The 20,251-nt window shown below is 69.4% G+C and carries 18 protein-coding genes; 14 read left to right on the forward strand and 4 right to left on the reverse strand.

Annotated elements, in window-relative coordinates:
- The first annotated feature begins 74 nt into the window (after positions 1-74).
- The 5 genes from ASG72_RS16010 to ASG72_RS16030 all read left to right on the forward strand — a co-directional run bounded on the left by ASG72_RS16010 (position 75) and on the right by ASG72_RS16030 (position 4,739).
- Positions 75-1,262 carry an amidase gene (locus ASG72_RS16010; RefSeq protein WP_056714055.1) on the forward strand — a complete coding sequence of 396 codons (1,188 nt, stop codon included), beginning with the start codon at positions 75-77 and terminating at the stop codon, positions 1,260-1,262.
- A complete protein-coding gene (locus tag ASG72_RS16015; protein ID WP_056714058.1) occupies positions 1,259-1,663 on the forward strand; it encodes an AtzH-like domain-containing protein in 405 nt (134 codons plus the stop codon). The genes ASG72_RS16010 and ASG72_RS16015 overlap by 4 nt, the downstream gene beginning before the upstream one ends.
- Before the next feature lie 66 nt (positions 1,664-1,729).
- Positions 1,730-2,044 (forward strand): metalloregulator ArsR/SmtB family transcription factor, encoded by a 315-nt coding sequence (locus ASG72_RS16020; RefSeq protein ID WP_056714060.1) that lies wholly within the window; start codon positions 1,730-1,732, stop codon positions 2,042-2,044.
- Positions 2,045-2,088: 44 nt separating this feature from the next.
- A complete protein-coding gene (locus ASG72_RS16025) occupies positions 2,089-3,489 on the forward strand; it encodes an NAD(P)-binding domain-containing protein (RefSeq protein WP_056714064.1) in 1,401 nt (466 codons plus the stop codon).
- Positions 3,489-4,739, forward strand: a complete 1,251-nt coding sequence (locus ASG72_RS16030) for an MFS transporter (protein WP_056714066.1) — start codon at positions 3,489-3,491, stop codon at positions 4,737-4,739. Before ASG72_RS16025 ends, ASG72_RS16030 begins: the two co-directional genes overlap by 1 nt.
- Positions 4,740-4,757: 18 nt before the next feature.
- Here the strand turns inward: ASG72_RS16030 and ASG72_RS16035 are convergent, their stop codons facing one another.
- Positions 4,758-5,651 (reverse strand): helix-turn-helix domain-containing protein, encoded by an 894-nt coding sequence (locus ASG72_RS16035; RefSeq protein WP_056714069.1) that lies wholly within the window; start codon positions 5,649-5,651, stop codon positions 4,758-4,760.
- A gap of 142 nt (positions 5,652-5,793) precedes the next feature.
- Here ASG72_RS16035 and ASG72_RS16040 point away from each other — a divergent pair, with 142 nt between their 5' ends.
- From ASG72_RS16040 to ASG72_RS16075, 8 genes are all read left to right on the forward strand, one after another.
- Positions 5,794-6,852: an ArsJ-associated glyceraldehyde-3-phosphate dehydrogenase gene (locus ASG72_RS16040; RefSeq protein ID WP_244488827.1), complete on the forward strand. Its 1,059-nt coding sequence runs from the start codon at positions 5,794-5,796 to the stop codon at positions 6,850-6,852.
- 3 nt (positions 6,853-6,855) lie between these two features.
- Positions 6,856-8,103, forward strand: coding sequence for an organoarsenical effux MFS transporter ArsJ (gene arsJ, locus ASG72_RS16045; RefSeq protein ID WP_056714071.1), 1,248 nt, complete (start codon positions 6,856-6,858; stop codon positions 8,101-8,103).
- 44 nt (positions 8,104-8,147) lie between these two features.
- On the forward strand, positions 8,148-8,576 hold the full coding sequence (locus ASG72_RS16050) for a DUF1810 domain-containing protein (protein ID WP_056714075.1): 429 nt from the start codon (positions 8,148-8,150) through the stop codon (positions 8,574-8,576).
- A gap of 100 nt (positions 8,577-8,676) precedes the next feature.
- A complete protein-coding gene (locus ASG72_RS16055) occupies positions 8,677-11,910 on the forward strand; it encodes an alpha-1,4-glucan--maltose-1-phosphate maltosyltransferase (RefSeq protein WP_082540433.1) in 3,234 nt (1,077 codons plus the stop codon).
- Entirely contained in the window at positions 11,907-15,179 is a 3,273-nt protein-coding gene (gene treS, locus ASG72_RS16060; RefSeq protein WP_056714078.1) for a maltose alpha-D-glucosyltransferase, read from the forward strand. Before ASG72_RS16055 ends, treS begins: the two co-directional genes overlap by 4 nt.
- Entirely contained in the window at positions 15,176-17,368 is a 2,193-nt protein-coding gene (gene glgB, locus ASG72_RS16065; RefSeq protein ID WP_056714081.1) for a 1,4-alpha-glucan branching protein GlgB, read from the forward strand. The genes treS and glgB overlap by 4 nt, the downstream gene beginning before the upstream one ends.
- A gap of 60 nt (positions 17,369-17,428) precedes the next feature.
- A complete protein-coding gene (locus ASG72_RS16070) occupies positions 17,429-17,704 on the forward strand; it encodes a hypothetical protein (RefSeq protein ID WP_056714084.1) in 276 nt (91 codons plus the stop codon).
- Positions 17,691-17,981 carry a GNAT family N-acetyltransferase gene (locus ASG72_RS16075; protein ID WP_056714087.1) on the forward strand — a complete coding sequence of 97 codons (291 nt, stop codon included), beginning with the start codon at positions 17,691-17,693 and terminating at the stop codon, positions 17,979-17,981. Before ASG72_RS16070 ends, ASG72_RS16075 begins: the two co-directional genes overlap by 14 nt.
- Here the strand turns inward: ASG72_RS16075 and ASG72_RS16080 are convergent.
- The 3 genes from ASG72_RS16080 to ASG72_RS16090 form a co-directional block, all read right to left on the reverse strand.
- Complete coding sequence (locus tag ASG72_RS16080; protein WP_156396001.1) at positions 17,978-18,484, reverse strand: MgtC/SapB family protein; 507 nt, start codon at positions 18,482-18,484, stop codon at positions 17,978-17,980. The genes ASG72_RS16075 and ASG72_RS16080 overlap by 4 nt on opposite strands.
- An 85-nt stretch (positions 18,485-18,569) precedes the next feature.
- On the reverse strand, positions 18,570-18,782 hold the full coding sequence (locus ASG72_RS16085; RefSeq protein ID WP_056714092.1) for a hypothetical protein: 213 nt from the start codon (positions 18,780-18,782) through the stop codon (positions 18,570-18,572).
- A gap of 205 nt (positions 18,783-18,987) precedes the next feature.
- Positions 18,988-19,374: a hypothetical protein gene (locus ASG72_RS16090; RefSeq protein WP_156396002.1), complete on the reverse strand. Its 387-nt coding sequence runs from the start codon at positions 19,372-19,374 to the stop codon at positions 18,988-18,990.
- A gap of 155 nt (positions 19,375-19,529) precedes the next feature.
- Here ASG72_RS16090 and ASG72_RS16095 point away from each other — a divergent pair, with 155 nt between their 5' ends.
- Positions 19,530-20,192, forward strand: a complete 663-nt coding sequence (locus tag ASG72_RS16095) for a flavin reductase family protein (RefSeq protein WP_056714098.1) — start codon at positions 19,530-19,532, stop codon at positions 20,190-20,192.
- Positions 20,193-20,251: the final 59 nt, after the last annotated feature.

The following is a 20,251-nucleotide window of genomic DNA, read 5'->3' on the forward strand; positions in this document are numbered from 1 at the left end:
GCTTTCGCCATGCTAGGCTGCGCGCTTGGCAAGGGGGTTGCAGCATGCACAGGCCGGCGGAAGACGATCAGGGGATGACGGGAGCGGAGGCGGCCGACCGCGTCAACGCCTTCGTGCCGGGGCCGCGCATCCGGATCGCGGGCAAGGCCGGCGGGCCGCTCAGCGGCCTGAGCTTCGCCGCCAAGGACCTGTTCGACGTCGCCGGCGTGCCGACCGCCGGCGGCAATCATGATTTCGCCCGCTTCAACCCGGTGCCCGATCGCCACGGCTTCGCCGTGCAGACCCTGCTCGACGCCGGCGCCGATCTGGTGGGCAAGACCATCACCGACGAGGTCTCGCTCGGCATCCTCGGCGAGAACCCGTTCGACGGGACGCCGCTCAATTCCGCGGCGCCGGAGCGTGTGCCCGGCGGCTCCTCATCCGGCTCGGCGGCTGCCGTGGCCGCGGGGCTTTGCGACATCGCGTTGGGCACCGATACCGGCGGCTCGGTGCGCGTGCCCGCGAGCTTCTGCGGGCTCTACGGCATCAGGCCGACGCATGGGCGCGTCAGCGTCGAGGGCATGCTGCCGCAGGCGCCGAGCTCCGACACCACCGGCTGGTTCGCCCGCGACGCCGAGACCTTCGCCCGCGTCAGCACGATCATGCTCGGCGAGGCGCCGGGCGCGCTGCCGACCAGGCTGATCATCGCCAGCGACGCTTTCGGCTTCGCCGATCCCGAGGTCGCGCAGGCCCTGAGGCCGATGGTCGCGCGGCTGGAAGCGATCGTCGGGCCGGCGAGCGAGGCGCTGATGGCGCCACAGGGCCTGTCGGTCTGGGCCCGGGCGCAGCGCACCCTGCAGCCGGTCGAGGCGTGGCAGACATTTCAGCGCTGGATCGAGAGCGACAACCCGCGCCTCGCCTTCAGCGTCGCGGCCGGCCTGGTCGCCGGCGCGCAGATGCCGGCCGGCGAGCGCAACTGGGCCGCCATGATGCGGCTGGAGGCGCAGGCGCGCCTGCGCCATCTGCTGCCGCCGGGCACGATACTCTGCCTGCCGACGACGCCCTTCCCCGCGCCGCTGCGCGGCCTGCCCCTGCCCGTGCTCCAGCCGCTGCGCGATCGGATCTCCTGCCTCTGCGCCCAGGGCGGCCTGACGGGCTGCCCGCAGCTCAACCTGCCCGGTGCGAGCGTCGCGGGCGCGCCGGTCGGCCTCTCGATCATCGCCGGGCGCGGCGAGGATGCGAGCCTGATCGCCACAGCCCTCGCCATGGAGAACGCCGCGTGACCGACCTCACCCCCAACCGCCCCGAGATCGTCGCGGAAATCGCGGCTGTGTTCGAGCGCTATGAGCAGGCGCTGATCGACAAGAATGTCGATGTGCTGGACGCCACCTTCTGGGACAGCCCCCACACCATCCGCTACGCCCTGCACGAGAACGGCTATGGCTTTTCCGAAATCCATGCCCATCGCGTCGCCCGGCCGCCCGGCCCCGGCATCAAGGAGAAGCGGCTCAGGCTCGAGATCCTGACGCTCGGGCGCAACATCGCCACCGTCAATCTCGAGTTCAAGGTGCGGGGCCGCGACGTCGTCGGCCGCCAGACGCAGATGTTCGTGCGCTTCCCCGAGCTGGGCTGGAAGGTGATCTCGGCGCATGTCTCGACGATGGAAGGCCCGGCCCCCTGGTGATCCCATATATCGATAAAACCAGAAATATCGATTGACGGCCGATCCGGCTTGCGGCAGGCTCGCGCCATGGACACCGATGACGCCGCCGCCAAACTCGAATCGCTCGGCAATCCCACGCGCCTGGCGTTGTACCGCCTTCTGGTGCGCGCCGGGCATGGCGGCCTGCCGGTCGGCGAGATCCAGCAGCGGCTGCAGCTGGCGCAGTCGACTTTATCCTTCCATCTCAAGGCGTTGATCGTAGCGGGTCTGGTGACGCAGGAGCGCCGGAGCCGCAGCCTGATCTGCCGCGCGAATTTCGAACGGATGCAGGCGCTGCTGCAGTTCCTCGTCGCCGAATGCTGCGCCGAGGAGCGCTGCACGCCCCGCACCGACGCCGCCTGACCCCTCGCCGGATCACCTATCTCACCAGAGCACCGGACCCAGCCATGACAGACCCGAAAACCCTCGCGATCATCGGCGCCGGCCCGGTCGGGCTGGCAGCGGCCGCCCATGCGATCGAGCGCGGGCTGACCCCCGTCATCCTGGAGGCCGGTCCCGCCATCGGCCATGCGCTCCGCCAATGGGCGCATGTGCCAATGTTCTCGCCCTGGGCCTATAATATCGACGCGGCCGCCGCGCGGCTGCTGCAGGAGACCGTCTGGGTGCGGCCTGATCCCGCCGCCCATCCCACGGGGGGCGACCTCGTCTGCGCCTATCTTGAGCCGCTGGCGGAGCGGACGCGGCTGCGCGACGCGATCCGCCTCGGATGCACCGTCACCTCCGTCTCGCGGCTCGGCCATGACAAGGTGAAGAGCGCCGGGCGCGAGCAGGCGCCCTTCCTGCTGCGCTATCGCGATGCGGCGGGCGGTGGCAGCCTGCTTGCCGATGCGGTGATCGACGCCTCCGGCACCTGGTTCTCGCCCAATCCGGCGGGGTCGGGCGGCGTCCCCGCCATCGGCGAGGCGGAAGCCTCGTCCCGGATCGGCTACGGCATGCCGGATGTCGCCGGCGCCGCCCGGGCGCGCTATGCCGGCCGGCGCATCGCTGTGCTCGGCGGCGGCCATTCCGCCATCGGCAATCTGATCGCGCTGGCGGCGCTGAAGCGGACCGACCCGGAAACGCGCATCCTCTGGCTGTATCGCGGGCCGGTGCTCGCCAAGGCCTTCGGCGGCGGCGCGGCCGACCAGCTCTCCGCCCGCGGCGAGCTCGGCCTGCGCATCGAGGCGCTGGTCGCAGACGGCACGATTGCGGTCGAGACGGGCTTCCGTCTCGAGGAGATCGTCCGGGACGCCGACGCGCTCGGCCTGCGCTCCGATGACGGCCGCCTCGTCGCCGCCGATGAACTCCTGGTCGCCACCGGCTTCCGCCCCGAGCTCGGCCTGCTCAGGGAGGTGCGGATCGCGCTCGATCCGGCGCTGGAATGCCCGCCGGTCCTGGCGCCGCTGATCGACCCCAATCTGCATTCCTGCGGCACGGTGCGGCCGCATGGCGCGGCGGAGCTCGCCCATCCCGAGCCGGGCTTCTACATCGCGGGGATGAAATCCTACGGCCGCGCGCCGACCTTCCTGCTCGCCACCGGCCATGAACAGGTGCGCTCCATCGTGGCGGCGATCGCCGGGGATGACGAGGCGGCGCGGCGGGTCGAGCTCGTCCTGCCGGAGACCGGTGTGTGCAGTACCGCCCCGGGCGGCCGCGGCCAGGCGGCGGCTGCGGGCGGCTGCTGCGGCGGCCCTGCCCCGGCCGAAATCGCGGCCTGCTGCGCGCAGGATGCCGAGGCCAAGGCGGCGGGCGCGGAAGGCTGCGGCTGCGGCACGCGGGCCCGCGCTCCCGAGCACGAGCCGGCCTGATGGCGACGACCATTCCGGGCCCCCTGTCCGGCCCGCGCCAGGATCTGCGGCTGATCCTCGCCCTCGGCGTGACGCAGGTCGCCGGCTATGGCGCGCTCTATTACGCCTTCGCGGTGCTCGCGCCCGAAATGACCAAAAGCCTCGGCTGGGCCCCGGAATGGACCTATGGGGCTTTCGCCACGGGGCTGCTGGCCGGGGGGCTGGTGGCCCCCTTCGCGGGCCGCATGATCGACCGCTTCGGCACCCGCGTGATGATGAGCCTCGGCTCCATCCTGGCCGCCGCCTCGCTCTATGCCCTGTCGCAGGCGCGCGACCCGGTCAGCTATTTCGGCGCGATGATCGCGCTCGAAATGGTCTCGACGCTGGTTCTGTACGATGCGGCCTTCACGGCGCTGACCGAGGCGCATGGCAAGACGGCCCGGCGCGCCATCAGCAAGCTCACCCTGATCGGCGGCTTCGCCTCCACCCTCTTCTGGCCCTTGACCACCGGGCTGCTGACGATCGTCGACTGGCGCATGATCTACCAGCTCTACGCGCTGGGCTATCTCGTCCTGTGCCTGCCTTTGCACCTCCTGCTGCTGCCGAGGCGCAGGCCGGTTCAGGCGGCCGAGGCGGGACCCGTGGACAAGGCGGCACCGGCCGCGGCGGAGACCTATCTCACCGGCCCGGCCCGCACCCGTGCCTTCCTGCTGCTCGCCCTGGCGTTTTCGCTGCAGGGCTTCGTCGTCTCGGCCATGTCGGTCCATATGCTCACCATGCTGCAGGGTTTCGGCCTCAGCGCCGCGGTGGCGGTCGGCATCGGCGCCATGGTCGGCCCGTCGCAGGTCGCCGGCCGGCTGGTCGAGATGCTGTTCGGCATGAACCTCGAGCCGACGACGACGGCCTGGGTCAGCGCCACGCTGATGCCGGTCGGCTTCGCTCTGCTGCTGCTCGGCAGCACGACGGCGAGCCTGGCCGGGCTGTTCGCGATCGCCTATGGCATCAGCATGGGGCTGGGCTCGATCGTAAGGGGCACGGTCCCGCTACGGCTGTTCGGCCCGGCCGGCTATGGCGCCATGCTCGGGAAATTATCGGCGCCCGGCCTGCTGATCAGGGCCGCTGCGCCCCTGGCCTTCGCGGTGATGGTCGAGCGGGCGGGCTCGCTGCCCAGCACTCTGCTGCTGGTGGCGCTCTCGGCCGCCGCGGCATCGGCCCTCTTCGCCCTGTCCCGCTTCCACGCCGCCACGCTCGCTCCCGCGCCCCGGCCCTAGCGAGGTTCGCGGGCCGGGTCAGGCCGCCTGGAACAGGGTCTTCTCCGTCGCCCCGTCCATCCGTCCGATGGCGCTCAGCACGGGGCGCAGCTCCTCCAGCCGCATCGATTCGAAGGGCAGGTTGACGAAGGCGGAGACACGCGCCGTCAGATTGCGATAGCTCTGCAGGAAGGCCGCACGCTGCGCCGCCTGCGGCCCCGCCACCGCGGCCGGATCTTCCAGCCCCCAATGCACCCGCATCGGCGCGCCGGGAAAGTCCGGGCAACTCGCCTCCGCCGCATCGTCGCAGACCGTGATCACCAGATCGAGCGGCGGCGCGCCGAGCTGCAGAAACTCGTCCCAGGATTTCGAGCGCATCGATGCGGTGTCGTAGCCGAGCTCGGCCAAAAGCCCGAGCGCCAGCGGATGCGGCGCCTCCTGCGGCCGGCTGCCGGCGGAGACGGCGCTGATGCGGCCCATGCCTTCCCGGTTGAGCACGGCCTCCGCCATGATCGAGCGCGCCGAATTGCCGGTGCAGACCACCAGCACGCGCAGCGGGTCGTCGCTATCGACGGGGTCGCGTCGGGCCGGCACGGACGCGGCGCGCGGGGCGCAGCCGCCCGGCAGCTGCGTGCAGCAGGCATTTGCGAGAAAGCCGAGCAATGCGTCGGCCCGGCCCGGCTGGGCCGCGAAGATGATGTGCCGGCCCTCGCGGCGCAAGGCCAGCAGTCCGACCTGTTCCAGCGCCGCCAGATGCGACGACAGGGTGTTATGGGCGACGGCGAGAAGGCGGCCGATATCGCCCGCCGCCAGCCCATGCGGCCGGTAGCGCATCAACAGGCGGAAAATGTCGAGCCGCGTCGGCTGAGCCAGCGCGCCGAGCAGCGCCACCGCATCCACTGATGCCAGCGGCGCCTCCTGTCGCACTGTCACGACGCGACCCGTGCCTTCGGAGAAGCCTCGTCCATGACAATCATCCCTCTGTCATTCCCACGTCATGCATCCTGGCCATACCACATGTCGGTGTCAATCGACATATTGACATGTCGTCTGGCGGGCGCGATGGATGCCGCGGATGGAGGGAAACGCCATGCGGGTCGGGATCAACGGAATGGGGCGGATCGGGCGCCTCGCGCTGAGGGCGGCATCGGGCGCGGCCGAGCGCCCCGCCGATGATCCCCGCGCCGGCAACAGGCTGGAGGTCGTCCACCTCAACGAGATCAAGGGCGGAGCGGCGGCGATCGCGCATCTGCTCGAATTCGACAGCATGCAGGGGCGTTGGCGCGGCGCGATCGATGCCGATGGCGAGGACGCGCTGACCGTGGACGGCCGGCGCCTGGGCTTCTCCAGCCATGGCCAGCCCGGCGACATCCCCTGGGGCGATCTCGGCGTCGATCTGGTGCTGGAATGTACCGGCAAGTTCCTGACGCCGGCGACGCTGGAGGGGCATCTGAAGCGCGGTGCGAAGCGTGTCATCGTCGCCGCTCCTGTCAAGGACGCCACGGTCCTCAACGTCGTCGTCGGCGTCAACGAGCATCTCTACGATCCCGCGCGCCACCCGATCGTCACCGCCGCCTCCTGCACCACCAATTGCCTGGCGCCGGTTGTGAAGGTGGTGCATGAGGCGCTCGGCATCCGCCACGGGCAGATCACCACCATCCACGACCCGACCAACACCAATGTCGTGGTCGATGCGCCGCATAAGGATCTGCGCCGCGCCCGCTCCGCCATGCTCTCGCTGCAGCCGACGACCACGGGCAGCGCCACCGCGATCGCGCTGATCTATCCCGAGCTCAGGGGCAAGCTCGACGGCCATGCCGTGCGCGCCCCGGTGCTCAACGCCTCGCTGACCGATTGCGTCTTCGAACTGGAACGGCCCACCAGGGCGGACGAGGTCAACGCTCTGTTCGAAGACGCAGGCCGGGGTGCGCTCGCCGGGATTCTGGGCTTCGAGGCCAAGCCGCTCGTCTCCGTCGACTATCGCGGCGACACGCGCTCGGCGGTGATCGACGGGCTCTCGACGCTCGTCACCGACGGCACCATGCTCAAGGTCTATGCCTGGTACGACAACGAGATGGGCTATGCCTGCCGCATGGTCGATCTCGCCTGCCATCTCGACCGGGCGGGCCTCTGAAGCATGACCGCGGCCGCCCGCCATTACGCCATCGTCACCGCCGCCTATTGGGGGTTCACCCTCACGGACGGCGCCCTGCGCATGCTGGTGCTGCTGCATTTCTTCCGTCTGGGCTATTCGCCTTTCACCCTCGCCTTCCTCTTCCTGCTCTATGAGGCGGCCGGGATCGCGGCCAATCTGCTCGGCGGCTGGCTCGCCGTCCGCTACGGCATCCCGCGGATGCTCGCGATCGGCCTCGCCACGCAGATCGCCGGCTTCCTGCTGCTGTCGGGCCTGTCGCCGGGCTGGACGGCCGCGGCCTCCGTCGCCTGGGTGGTCCTGGCGCAAGGCGTCTGCGGCGTCGCCAAGGACCTGACCAAGACGGCCTCGAAATCGGCGATCAAGATCGCCGAGGCCGCTGCCCGCAGCGAAGACGCAAAGGGCCGGCTGTTCCGATGGGTGGCCTGGTTCACCGGCTCCAAGAACGCGATGAAGGGTGTCGGCTTCTTCCTCGGCGGGCTCCTGCTGGAGGCGCTGGGCTTCCGCGGGGCGCTCTGGGCGATGGCGGCCATGCTCGGGCTGATCATGCTCGGCGTCGTCACCGCTTTGCCGGCGATGATGGGCAAGGCCAAGGCGAGCCGGAGCGCCCGCGAGCTCTTCGCCAGGAACCGCGCCGTCAACCTGCTGGCGCTGGCGCGCGTCGCGCTGTTCGGGGCTCGCGACGTCTGGTTCGTCGTCGGCGTGCCGGTGTTTCTCTACGCCTCGGGCTGGACCTTCACTAGGGTCGGCACCTTCCTGGCGCTCTGGACGATCGGCTACGGCCTCGTCCAGGCAGCGGCGCCCGCCTTCATCGCCCGGAGCCCGGACGGGCTCTCGTCGGAGGTACCTGCCGCGCGGCTCTGGGCGGCGGCGCTGGCAGCGATCCCCTTCGCCATCGCCGCGCTGCTGGCGAGCGGCGCCGGACTGCGGCCCGATCTCGTCCTCGTCGCGGGACTGGGCGTGTTCGGCTTCGCCTTCGCGGTCAATTCCTCGCTCCATTCCTATCTGATCCTGGCCTATGCGGGCTCGGAGAAATCGGCCGAGGATGTCGGCTTTTACTACGCCGCCAATGCGCTCGGTCGCTTCACGGGGACGCTGCTCTCGGGCCTGCTCTACCAGGCGGCCGGGCTCGGCGCCTGCCTGGTCGGTTCCGGCCTGCTGCTGGCGGCCTGCTGGCTCGCCACCCTCGCCCTCCCCGCCCGGCGGGAGGCCACCGCCGCGGCCGGCCCCTGAGCACCGGCCTTGCAAGGGCGCGGCGCCATGCCCAGTCTCAGGCTATGAGCGACGCTTTCGATCTCACCCGTTTCGTCGAGGCCCAGGCCGGCGCCTATGCCGCGGCTCTCGCCGAGTTGCAGGCGGGCACCAAGCGCAGCCATTGGATGTGGTTCGTCTTCCCGCAGCTGCGCGGCCTCGGCAGCTCCGCCATGGCGCAGCGCTACGGCCTGACGGGGCTCGACGAGGCGCGCGCCTATCTCGAGCATCCGCTGCTCGGGCCGCGGCTCCTCACCTGCACCCAGGCGGTGCTGCAGCATTCGCAGCGCAGCCTGCGCGAGATCTTCGGGTTGCCCGACGATCTCAAATATCGCTCCTCGATGACGCTGTTCGCCGCCGCGGCGGGCGAGGAACCGAGCCTGTTCCGCCAGGCGCTCGCGGTGCATTGCGGCGGCGAGGCGGATGGCCGGACGCTGGCGCTGCTGAAGCCCTGACCGTCGCCCGCCGGTCTTTTGCGGCGCAACAAATTTGGAACCCATCCCAGCGCGCCCCGTTCCCCTCAGGAGGCGGCAAGGGAGCGGGTCGACAGTGGCGATGGTCGAGGCTGGAGTATCGGGAGCGGCGGGCGCCGGCTCCTGCGCGGAAGGTGGCGTCGGCACTCCGCGCATCTATTACCTGCATCCGAGGATCGGCGGCGGCGCTGAAGCCTGGCCCGATCATGTCGCGAGGGCGGCGTCGCTCGGCTTCTCCGAGCTGCTGCTCGCCTGGCCCTTCTCCTCGGCCGCGGATCTCTTCCTGACCGACGACGTCGGGCGCATCGAGGGCCGTGACGCGTTGCAGGTGCTGAGCGAGCTCGCGGCCGCCTGCCGGGATCACGGCCTCTCCCTGTGGATGGATCTGGCGCCGGCCCGGGCCGCGGGCGACGGCGCGCTGGCGCAATCGCAGCAGGGCCTGTGGCTGCGGCCGCAGACCCAGGGCATCGACCCGCGAACCCTGCACCGGACGCCCGTGCTCCAGGCCGATTTCGCCGGGGCCGAGAGCCGGCACCTCGCCTTCTGGCGGCAGCAGCTGCGGCAATGGCAGGGGCTGGGCGTCTCCGGCCTGCGCTGCCATGAGGCCGCAGCCGTGCCGCTCTCCTTCTGGCGTGATCTGCTGGCCACCGCCCGCGAGAGCGACCCGCTCTTCGCGGCGCTGGCCTGGATGCCCGGCGCGCCCCGCGAGCACGTGCTGGCGGCCGCCGAGATCTTCGATTTCCTGCCATCCTCCGTCGCCTGGTGGGACGGGCACGGCGCCTGGCTGCTGGATGAGTACAACGCCATCGCCGACCGCGCCGCGCTGGTCGGCTTCCCCGTCGATCCCTTCGCCTTGCGCGCCGCCGGTCCGACGGCGGTTCCCCCTGCCCGCACGCGCCAGATGGCGCTCCATGCCGCTACGCTGCTGGCCGATGGCTGGCTGATGCCGATGGGCTTCGAATACGGCATGGAGGCCCCTTTCGCGCTCGCCACCGAAGAGGATTTCGCCGCAGCGTCGCAGCGCACCGGCGACGTCCAGGCCGACATCGAGGCGGCCAACCGCCGCATCGGAGAGCTCGTCGGATCGGCCGGGCGCTCGCTGCGGGCCCTGGCGCTGCAGGGCGACCAGCCGGTCATCCTGCGCCAGTCGCGCCGCGGCGCCGAGCATCTCGTCGTGCTCAACCGCGACCCGGTCAATGTCTGCCGCCCCGATATCGGCCTGATGGCGGCCCGGATCGGCCGGCGGCCATCCGATGCCGACGATGCGCTCCTGCAGCCGGCCGCCGGCACGGCCTTTCGCCTGGTCGAGCCGCAGCCCATCGTCGGCGCGCCGCCGCCCCGGCCCGACGATGCCGCGCTGCTCTCGGGCGAGCGCATCGCCATCGAGGCGGTCAGCCCTGCGATCGAGGGCGGGCGCTTCGCCGTGAAGCGCTCGGCGGGCGAGCACGTCACCGTCGAGGCCGATATTTTCAGCGACGGCCATGACGTGCTGCGCGCCGATCTGCTGTGGCGCGCGGTCGACGAGGATGATTGGTCGCGCGCGCCACTCCAGCTCGTGGCGAACGACCGCTGGCGCGGCCGCTTCCCGCTGCTGCGCCCGGGGCTGCATCTCTTCGCCATCGAGGCCTGGTGGGGCGAATTCCAGACCTATCGCCGCGACCTCGTGAAGAAGCGCGAGGCCGGGCTCGACGTGACACTGGAAATCGCCGAGGGCCGGCTGATGCTGGAGCGCTTCGCCGCCGGCGCCGAGGCCGGCATCGCCGAGCCGATCAATCGCTATCTGGCCAGGCTCGACGGGCAATCCGGCGAGGAGGCGGCCGAGCTCCTGCTCACCGACGAACTCCTCCACGCCATGGAGCGGGCCGACCCGCGGCCGCACGCCACCGGAGCCGACAGCGTCTACCCCGTCGAGGCCGATCGCGAGGCCGCCTCCTTCTCGAGCTGGTACGAGCTCTTCCCGCGCTCGATCACCGATGATCCGGCCCGCCACGGCACGTTGCTCGATGTCATCGGGCGGCTGCCGGCGATCCGCGAGATGGGCTTCGACGTCCTGTATTTCCCGCCGATCCATCCGATCGGCCGGACCAATCGCAAGGGCCGCAACAACACGCTGACGCCGGCGCCGGACGATCCCGGCAGCCCCTATGCGATCGGTTCGGCCGAGGGCGGGCATGACGCGCTGCATCCCGAGCTCGGGACCTTCGAGGATTTCCAGACGCTGGTGCGCCAGGCGGCGGAGCACGGTCTGGAACTCGCGCTGGATTTCGCGATCCAGTGCTCGCCCGACCATCCCTGGCTGAAGCAGCACCCGGACTGGTTCCAATGGCGGCCGGACGGCTCGATGCGCTACGCCGAGAACCCGCCCAAGAAGTACCAGGACATCGTCAATGTCGATTTCTACGGCCCGGGCGCCATTCCCGAGCTCTGGCTGGCGCTGCGCGACGTCGTGCAGTTCTGGGTCGACGAGGGAGTCCGGATCTTCCGGGTCGACAACCCTCACACCAAGCCCTTCCCCTTCTGGGAGTGGCTGATCGCCGATATCCGCTCGCGCGATCCCGGGGTGATCTTCCTGGCCGAGGCATTCACCCGCCCCAAGATCATGTATCGGCTCGGCAAGATCGGCTTCTCGCAATCCTACACCTACTTCACCTGGCGCAACAGCAAGGCGGAGCTGACGGAGTATCTCACCGAGCTGAACGAGGCGCCGGCGCGCGACCTGTTCCGCCCGCATTTCTTCGTCAACACGCCCGATATTAACCCGGTCTTCCTGCAGAGCTCCGGCCGCCCCGGTTTCCTGATCCGGGCCGCGCTGGCCGCGACGCTGTCGGGGCTATGGGGCGTCTATTCCGGCTTCGAACTCTGCGAATCCGCCGCCATACCGGGGAAGGAGGAATATCTCGACAGCGAGAAATACGAGATCAAGCCGCGCGACTGGCAGGCTCCCGGCAACATCATCGCCGAGATCGCCCAGCTCAACCGGATCAGGCGCAGCCACCCCGCCCTGCAGAGCCATCTCGGGCTGCGCTTCTACCAGGCCGGCAACGACAACATCCTGTTCTTCGGCAAGCGGGCGCAGGGCACGAGCGACATCATCCTCGTCGCCGTGAACCTCGACCCGTTCAGCGCGCAGAGCGCCGGCATCGAGATCCCGCTCTGGGAGCTCGGCCTGCCGGACCATGCCAGCGTAGCTGTCCAGGACCTGATGCGCGGGCATCGCTTCAGCTGGCACGGCAAGCACCAGACCATTCGGCTCGACCCGCACGACACCCCCTTCTCGATCTGGCGCATCGCCGCCACCGAAAGCACCAGCCTATGACCATCCAGACCCCGCCCGACGTCCACCCTGCGGATCCGCAATGGTACAAGGACGCGATCATCTACCAGCTGCATGTGAAGTCGTTCTTCGACGCCAATAACGACGGCATCGGCGATTTCGCGGGGGTGATGGCGAAGCTCGACTATATCGTCTCGCTAGGGGTGACGGCGATCTGGCTGTTGCCCTTCTACCCCTCGCCCCGGCTCGACGACGGCTACGACATCTCGGAATACAAGGGCGTGCATCCCGATTACGGGACGGCGGCCGATGTGAAGCGCTTCATCAGGGCGGCGCATGAGCGCGGCATCCGCGTGATCACCGAGCTCGTCATCAACCACACCTCCGACCAGCACCCCTGGTTCCAGCGGGCGCGGCTCGCAAAGCCCGGCTCGCCGCATCGGAATTTCTATGTCTGGTCGGATAACGACCAGCTCTACTCCGGCACGCGGATCATCTTCCTCGACACCGAGCGCTCGAACTGGACCTGGGATTCCGTCGCCGGCGCCTATTTCTGGCACCGCTTCTATTCGCACCAGCCCGATCTGAACTTCGAGAATCCCGCCGTGCTGAAGGCGGTCCTCGGCGTGATGCGCTTCTGGCTCGATCTCGGCGTCGACGGGCTCAGGCTCGATGCGGTGCCCTATCTGATCGAGCGCGACGGCACCTCCAACGAGAACCTGCCCGAGACCCACCTGGTCCTGAAGCAGATCCGCGCCGAGCTGGATAAATCCTACAGCGGCAGGATGTTGCTGGCCGAAGCGAATATGTGGCCCGAGGATACCCAGGCGTATTTCGGCGAAGGCGACGAATGCCACATGGCCTTCCATTTCCCGCTGATGCCGCGGATGTACATGGCGATCGCCAAGGAGGATCGTTTCCCGATCACCGACATCATGCGGCAGACGCCGGATATCCCGGAGAACTGCCAATGGGCGATCTTCCTGCGCAATCATGACGAGCTGACGCTCGAAATGGTCACCGACAGCGAGCGCGACTATCTCTGGAGCTTCTACGCCTCCGACAAGCGCGCCCGCATCAATCTCGGCATCCGGCGCCGGCTGGCGCCGCTGCTCGAGCGCGATCGCCGCCGCATCGAGCTGATGAACAGCCTGCTGCTCTCGATGCCGGGCACGCCCGTGATCTATTACGGCGACGAGCTCGGCATGGGCGACAACATCTTCCTGGGCGATCGCGACGGCGTGCGCACGCCGATGCAATGGTCGCCGGACCGCAATGGCGGCTTCTCCCGCGCCGACCCGGCGAGCCTGGTGCTGCCGCCGATCATGGACCCGCTCTACGGCTTCGAGGCGGTGAATGTCGAAGCGCAGACCCGCGATTCCCATTCCCTGCTGAACTGGACGCGGCGCATCCTGGCCGTGCGCAAGGAACATCAGGCGTTCGGCCGCGGCAGCCTCCGGTTCCTCTATCCGCAGAACCGCAAGGCCTTCGCCTATCTCCGCGAATATGAAGGCGAGACCATCCTGTGCGTCGCCAATCTCTCGCGGTCGGCGCAGGCCTTCGAGCTGGATCTGTCGGAATATGCGGGCCGCCACCCGATCGAGATGCTCGGCAATGCCGTCTTCCCGGCCATCGGGCAGCTGACCTATCTGCTGACGCTGCCGCCCTATGGCTTCTACTGGTTCCAGCTCGCCGAAGGCACGACCTCGCCCTCCTGGCACGCGCAGACGCCGGAGCCGATGCCCGACTACACCACCTTCGTGCTGCGCGGCGGCCCGGACGAGATGATCACGCCGCAATACCGGCGCGAATTCGAGACCAGCATCCTGCCGCCCTATCTCGCCAAGCGCCGCTGGTTTGGCGGCAAGGACCAGAAGCTCGACACTGCGCGGGTGGCGGTGACGGCGCGCCTCGGCTCCGATCGCGAAATGGCGCTGGTGCTGGTCGAGGCCATCCATCAGGGCACTACCGGGCGCTATCTCCTGCCGCTCGGCATCGGCTGGGACGATGCGATCACCGCGGCGCTGCCACAGCAGCTCGCACTGGCGCGGGTCCGGCGCGGCCGCCGCACCGGCTTCCTCACCGATGCCTTCGCCCTGCCGGCCTTCGTGCACGAGCTGCTGGCGCAGCTGCGCGGCGCCGGGCAGATCAGGAGCACGGCCGGGCAGGTCTCGTTCCGGCCCACGGCGGCCTTCGACGCCGTCGAGGTGACCGGCGACGCACCGGTGCGCTGGCTCTCGGCCGATCAGTCCAATTCCTCCGTGATCATCGACCACAAGATCATGCTGAAGCTGTTCCGACGCGTGGCGCCGGGCCAGCATCCGGAAGCGGAGATGACGAGGGTGCTGACCGAGCGCGGCTTCCGCAACGCGCCGCCGCTGCTGGGCGAGATCGTCCATGTCCCGGAGCAGGGCGAGGAGGAGGTTCTCGCCGTCGTGCAGGCCTTCATCCCGGGCGAAGGCGATGCCTGGGAATGGACGCTTTCCTATCTCGGCCGCACGCTCGACGAGATGACCCGCGAGGATGTCGATCTGGACGATCTGCTCTCGATCTATGAGAGCTTCGTCACCACCCTCGGCCAGCGTCTGGCGGAGATGCACCAGATCCTGGCGCAGCCGAGCAGCGACGAGGCTTTCGCGCCCGTGGCGGCCGACCAGGCGCAGATCGGGCGCTGGGCCAGCCGCATCGGCGACAGGGTAACCGCGGCGCTCGACGCGCTGGCGCGCCACCGCGACAGCCTCACCGGCGCCGAGCAGGAGCTCGCCGACGGGGTGCTCTCCCGGCGCAAGGCCTTGCTGAAGACGGTCGAGACGCTCTGCCGGGTGGGCAAGGGCAGCCTGCTGCACCGGGTGCATGGCGATTTCCATCTCGGACAGACCCTGGTCGCCAGCGGCGATGTGATGATCATCGACTTCGAGGGCGAGCCGGCGCAGCCTCTCGCCGAGCGGCGCGCGAAGGATAGCGGCTGGCGCGACGTGGCCGGGATCCTCCGCTCGCTCGATTATGGACTGGCGGCGGCGCGGGGCCTGAGTGCCGCGGCGCTTCAGGACGGGCGCTACGACCGGCTGGCGGATGGGTTCCGCCAGCGCATGCCGCAGGCCCTGCTCGCCGCCTATGGCCGGACGCTGGATGGCGACCGGGCCGAGCCGGCGGTCGGCTCCGACAGGGAGGCGCTGCTTTCGCTCTTCATGATCGAGAAAGCCGCCTATGAAGTGACATATGAGGTCGGCAATCGGCCGGACTGGCTGGGCGTGCCCCTGCGCGGGCTGGCCGAGCTCTGCGACCGCCTGCTGAATGAGGAGAGCAAATGACCGACGGCACGAGCGAGCATATCCCCGCGCTGGAGCCGCATGTCGCCACGGCGCTGGCGTCCGGCCAGTTCGGCGATCCCTTCGCCGTGCTCGGCCCGCATCAGGGTCCGCAGGGCCGCTTCGTCAGGGTGTATCTGCCCGGCGCGCAGGGCGTGAGCCTGCTCCAGGACGGGCAGGAGCTGCCGCTGTCGCCCTCGGCGCCGTCCGGCCTGTTCGTCGGCGCGATCGGCAAGGGGGGCTACAGCCTGAAGATCGCCTGGCCGGGCGGGGAACAGCTGACCGAGGATCCCTACAGCTACGGGCCCCTGCTCGGCGATCTCGACCTGCACCTGATCGGCGAGGGCCGCCATCTGCATCTTCCGGACGTGCTCGGCGCCAATCCGGTGGAGATCGACGGCGTGCGCGGGGTGCGCTTCGCCGTCTGGGCGCCGAATGCGCGCCGCGTCTCGGTGATCGGGACGTTCAACAGCTGGGATGGCCGGCGCCATGTCATGCGCCGGCGCGGCGACAGCGGTATCTGGGAGCTGTTCGTGCCGCGGCTCGCCAGCGGCGAGCTCTACAAATACGAGCTGGTCGACAGCCACGGCCATCTCCTGCCGCAGAAGGCCGATCCGGTCGGCCGTGCGGCCGAGCTGCCGCCCGGCACCGCCTCGATCGTGCCGCGCGCGGTCTCGCATGGCTGGCAGGACCAGGCCTGGATGGCCTCGCGCCGGAGCCGCCAGAGCCCCACGGCGCCGATCTCGATCTACGAGGTCCATGCCGGCTCCTGGGTCCGGGGCGAGGACGGTGCCTCGCTCGACTGGCGCGGGCTCGCCGACCGGCTGGTGCCCTATGTCAAGCAGCTCGGCTTCACCCATATCGAGTTGCTGCCGGTCGCCGAACATCCCTTCACCGGCTCATGGGGCTACCAGCCGCTCGGCCTGTTCGCGCCGACCCATCGCTTTGGCGAACCGGAGGATTTCGCGCTCTTCGTCGATGCCTGCCATCAGCAGGATGTCGGCGTCATCGTCGACTGGGTGCCGGCGCATTTTCCGTCCGACGCCTATGGCCTCGCCCGCTTCGACGGCACGGCGCTCTACGAGCACGAGGATCCCAGCGAGGGCTTCCACAAGGATTGGAACACGCTGATCTATAATTTCGGGCGCCGGGAGGTGATGGGCTTCCTGATCGCCAGCGCCCTGCACTGGCTCGAGCATTTCCATGTCGACGGCCTGCGCGTCGACGCGGTCGCCTCGATGCTCTACCGCGACTACAGCCGCAATCCCGGCGAATGGCGCCCCAACATCCATGGCGGCCGCGAGAACCTCGAGGCCGTGGCCTTCCTGCAGCAGCTCAACCAGCTGGTCCGCGAGCGGCAGCCGGGCGCGATCATGATCGCCGAGGAATCGACCGCCTGGCCGGGCGTGACGCGCAGCGTCGGCGAAGGCGGGCTCGGCTTCGACTTCAAATGGAACATGGGCTGGATGCACGATACGCTGCAATACATGCAGCGCGATCCGCTCTATCGGCGCCATCACCACCATGAGATGACCTTCGGCCTGCATTACGCCTTCTCCGAACATTTCATGCTGCCGCTCTCGCATGACGAGGTGGTCCACGGAAAAGGCTCGCTGCTCAACAAGATGCCGGGCGACAGCTGGTCCCGTTTCGCGGGGCTGCGCGCCTATCTCGCCTTCATGTGGGCCCATCCCGGCAAGAAGCTGCTGTTCATGGGCGGCGAGATCGCCCAGGAGCGGGAATGGAACCATGATGGCGAGATCGACTGGGACCTGCTGAAGAACCCGCGCCATGCCGGTGTCCAGGCGCTGGTGGGCGATCTCAACCGGCTCTATCGCGACCTCGCCGCGCTCCATGAGAGCGACGGCACGGCCGGCGATTTCCGCTGGCTGATCCAGGACGACGCCGCCAACAGCGTCTTCGCCTTCCTGCGCAGCCGCCATGGCCGCGCCCCCGTGCTGGTGGTGGCCAATATGACGCCGGTCCCGCGCCATGGCTACCGCATCGGCGTCCCGCATCGCGGCTTCTGGCGCGAGGTGCTGAACACCGATTCCGCGCATTATGGCGGATCGGGCGTCGGCAATGCCGGCGGGGTCCATGCGCATGACGGGTCTCATGGCGGCGAATCCGCCATGGTCGAGCTGGTGCTGCCGCCGCTGGCGGCGCTGGTCTTCAGTTTCGAAGGCGGCTGACGCGAGAGCGAGCCGATCCGCAGCCGAGAAAGGCGCGCCTGAGCGCCGGGAGGAGACCGCGTGGATATCGTCGTCAAACCGAATGGCGCTGCGGGCTGGAGCCTGGTCGATCTGCTGGGCCGCGAGATGGGCACGGTGAGCGAGGTCGCGCCCGGCGAGTTCAGGATCAGGCCCGAGGCCCGCATCGCCGAAACCATGCAGAGCATGAAGCACGGCCCCTATCCCGGGCTCGACGCGGCGCTCTCCGCCATCGAAACCCATACGCGGGCGACATGCCGGATGGCGGCGGAAGAGCCCGCCGACACTGCGAAGGACGTTAGCGATGACAGGGACTGAGACGGAGATCGTCGAGCGGCCGGAGCAGAACCGCTTCGAGCTCGCCTTCGAGGGCGGCATCGCCTTCGCCAGCTTCCGCCGCGACGGTGACAGGCTGGTGGTGACGCATACAGAGGTCCCGGCCCGCTTCAATGGCAGGGGGATCGGCTCGCGCCTCGCGCAGGGCCTGTTCGACAATGCGCGCCGGACGGGGCGCAAGATCGTGCCGGCCTGCTCCTTCATCGCCGATTGGGCGCGCCGCCACCCCGATTACCAGGACGTGCTTGCCGCGCGCTAGGTCTGCTCGCTGCGGCCCGACAGCTTGACCGGGGCCTCATGCCCGCCCGCATGCTCCGCCGGCGCCTCGACGCTGCGGCCGGCCCAGCGCTCGATCGAATGATCGATGACCAGCAGCACCAGCGCGAGCCCCGTCGCCGTCAGCACGATCGCCCAATCGCCACGCCCCGCCGCACAGCCCAGAGCCGCCGTCACCCAGACCGCGGCGGCGGTGGTCAGGCCGCGCGGTGTGTTCTCTGACTTGCCGAGCGTGATCACCCCGGCGCCGAGAAAGCCGATGCCGGTCAGCACGCCCTGCACGACGCGGCTGGCGGCGTCGGCATCGCCGGGATCGGTGAAGATCGCCGCGGCCGTGGCCGTGCCCAGCCCGACGAGGCCGAAGGTGCGGATGCCAGCGCTCTTCTGCTTGAGCGTGCGTTCCCAGCCGACGATGACCCCCGCCGCCATGCCGGCCACGAGCCGCAGGATCAGATCGAACTCCATCCAGACGAAAGCATCCATCATCCGCTCGCATATCCTCCGCTGCGCCGGCTCCGCGAGGCTCTTCTTGCCGCGCGGCCGCTCCTGGCCGGCCGTTCCTGCAGCGGCCTCAACCCAGCTGCCCCCGCGGCCGCTCCGGCTCGTCCTGCGCGGCGACGACCTGCGTCGTCGGGCGCCGCAGGCGCCAGGCCAGGACCGCCTCGAGCCAGGCCCGGTACTCCGGATCCTGCTCGGACCATCCCGGCGCCGCCTTGAGCGCGTCGATGCGGTCATAGGCGGCGTTGAGATCCGCCTCGGAAGCGATGCTGATGCTCTGTTCCACCCGTCCGTCCCCTGTTCGCGTGGGTTCTGCCGCAGCAGGGCAGCCATGTCCGATGGTCAAACCCGCGAGCGGCCGAAAGGCTCCCTCGGAGCCGCCGCCCGCCCCGCCCGGACGCGCCACGAGAGCATCCCGAACGCGAAAACGGCCCCGCGAAGGGGCCGTTCCGCGATCACTGACGCTGCGGTCCCGATAGGGACGGCGGAGCTCAGTTCATTTTCTTGGAGCTTTGCTTGTCCGGGCTCGCGGGATCGTTGATCGCCGCGTTGGCCCCGGCGCGATTGCCGCTCCTGACGGCACCGGTGGTCGCGGCATCGGATTTGCCGCCGGCCTTCATCCGATCGGGACGGGCCGGATCGTCAATCGCGCCCGTCGCGCCCGCCCGGGTGCCGGTGGTCACAGTCCCGGCCTGACCGGTCCCGGCGCCCATGGTGGCGGCACCCGCCTTGCCTCCGGCCTGATTACGGTCCGGGCTCGCGGGATCGGTCACGGCCGAGGAATTCGGGGCGTTCGGGCCCGAAGTCGTCTGCGCGAGCGCGACCGATGCCGACAGCAGAAAGGTTGACGAGGCGATGGCGATCAATGTCTTGTTCATGGAAATCTCCTTGCTGATTGACATGAGGAACCGAGCCGGATGCATTGTTGTTCCAGATTATTCCTGTCCGGACCGGTCAACAAAACCGTGATCGCGAGTCGTTTCTGCTGCGGCGGCGTGGCTGAAATCTTGTCTCGGAGCGGCGAGATCCAGCCGTGACAACACAGTCTCCGCACGCCGAAAAACCCGGAACCGTCACCTTCGATTTCGCCGCCTTGTCCGGCCGGGAACGCTATAAATTGCTGATCGGGGCGGTGGTGCCGCGGCCGATCGCGCTGGTGACCAGCGTCGACGCGCAAGGCCGGGTCAACGCCGCCCCCTTCTCCTTCTTCAACTGCCTCTCGGCCGATCCGGCGATCCTGGCGCTCGGCGTCGAATACCGGCCGAGCGGCGCCCAGAAGGATACCGGACGCAATATCCGCGAGACGCTGGCCTTCACCGTCAACATCGTCTCGGAAGCGTTGCTGGAGGGGATGAACATCTGCGCCGTGCCCTTCCCGCCCGGCACCGACGAACTCGCCGAGGCCGGCCTCACCGCCCGGCCGGGGGTGCGGGTGCCCTGCCCCTGGATCGCGGAGGCGCCCGCCGCCTTCGAATGCCGGCACCACACCACGCTCGGCATCGGCAATTCCCGCGAGATCATCCTCGGCGAGGTGCTCTACGCGCATTTCCGCGAAGGCATCGTCGATGATCGGCTGCATGTCGATCCGGCGGCGCTCGATGCCGTCGGCCGGATGGGCGGCCATGGCTATGCCACGACCCGCGAGCGTTTCGACCTGCCGACCATGACGCTCGAGGAGTTCACCGCCCGGCGCTGATCCGCCCGCCGGGGTCACGATCCTCCGGGATGACGCAGAGGTCGGTCTGATGTCGACCT

This window comes from Allobosea sp. Leaf344 (genome assembly GCF_001426225.1).
Lineage (GTDB): Bacteria > Pseudomonadota > Alphaproteobacteria > Rhizobiales > Beijerinckiaceae > Allobosea.

Bases quoted from the DNA above. Each gene is read 5' to 3' on its own strand.
- ASG72_RS16050 (WP_056714075.1), top strand. From the start codon at position 8,148: ATGAGCGACGCTTTCGATCTCACCCGTTTCGTCGAGGCCCAGGCCGGC.
- ASG72_RS16010 (WP_056714055.1), top strand. From the start codon at position 75: ATGACGGGAGCGGAGGCGGCCGACCGCGTCAACGCCTTCGTGCCGGGG.
- ASG72_RS16025 (WP_056714064.1), top strand. From the start codon at position 2,089: ATGACAGACCCGAAAACCCTCGCGATCATCGGCGCCGGCCCGGTCGGG.
- treS (WP_056714078.1), top strand. From the start codon at position 11,907: ATGACCATCCAGACCCCGCCCGACGTCCACCCTGCGGATCCGCAATGG.
- ASG72_RS16080 (WP_156396001.1), bottom strand. From the start codon at position 18,484: ATGATGGATGCTTTCGTCTGGATGGAGTTCGATCTGATCCTGCGGCTC.
- ASG72_RS16020 (WP_056714060.1), top strand. From the start codon at position 1,730: ATGGACACCGATGACGCCGCCGCCAAACTCGAATCGCTCGGCAATCCC.
- ASG72_RS16090 (WP_156396002.1), bottom strand. From the start codon at position 19,374: ATGAACAAGACATTGATCGCCATCGCCTCGTCAACCTTTCTGCTGTCG.
- glgB (WP_056714081.1), top strand. From the start codon at position 15,176: ATGACCGACGGCACGAGCGAGCATATCCCCGCGCTGGAGCCGCATGTC.
- ASG72_RS16055 (WP_082540433.1), top strand. From the start codon at position 8,677: ATGGTCGAGGCTGGAGTATCGGGAGCGGCGGGCGCCGGCTCCTGCGCG.
- arsJ (WP_056714071.1), top strand. From the start codon at position 6,856: ATGACCGCGGCCGCCCGCCATTACGCCATCGTCACCGCCGCCTATTGG.
- ASG72_RS16040 (WP_244488827.1), top strand. From the start codon at position 5,794: ATGGAGGGAAACGCCATGCGGGTCGGGATCAACGGAATGGGGCGGATC.
- ASG72_RS16075 (WP_056714087.1), top strand. From the start codon at position 17,691: ATGACAGGGACTGAGACGGAGATCGTCGAGCGGCCGGAGCAGAACCGC.
- ASG72_RS16030 (WP_056714066.1), top strand. From the start codon at position 3,489: ATGGCGACGACCATTCCGGGCCCCCTGTCCGGCCCGCGCCAGGATCTG.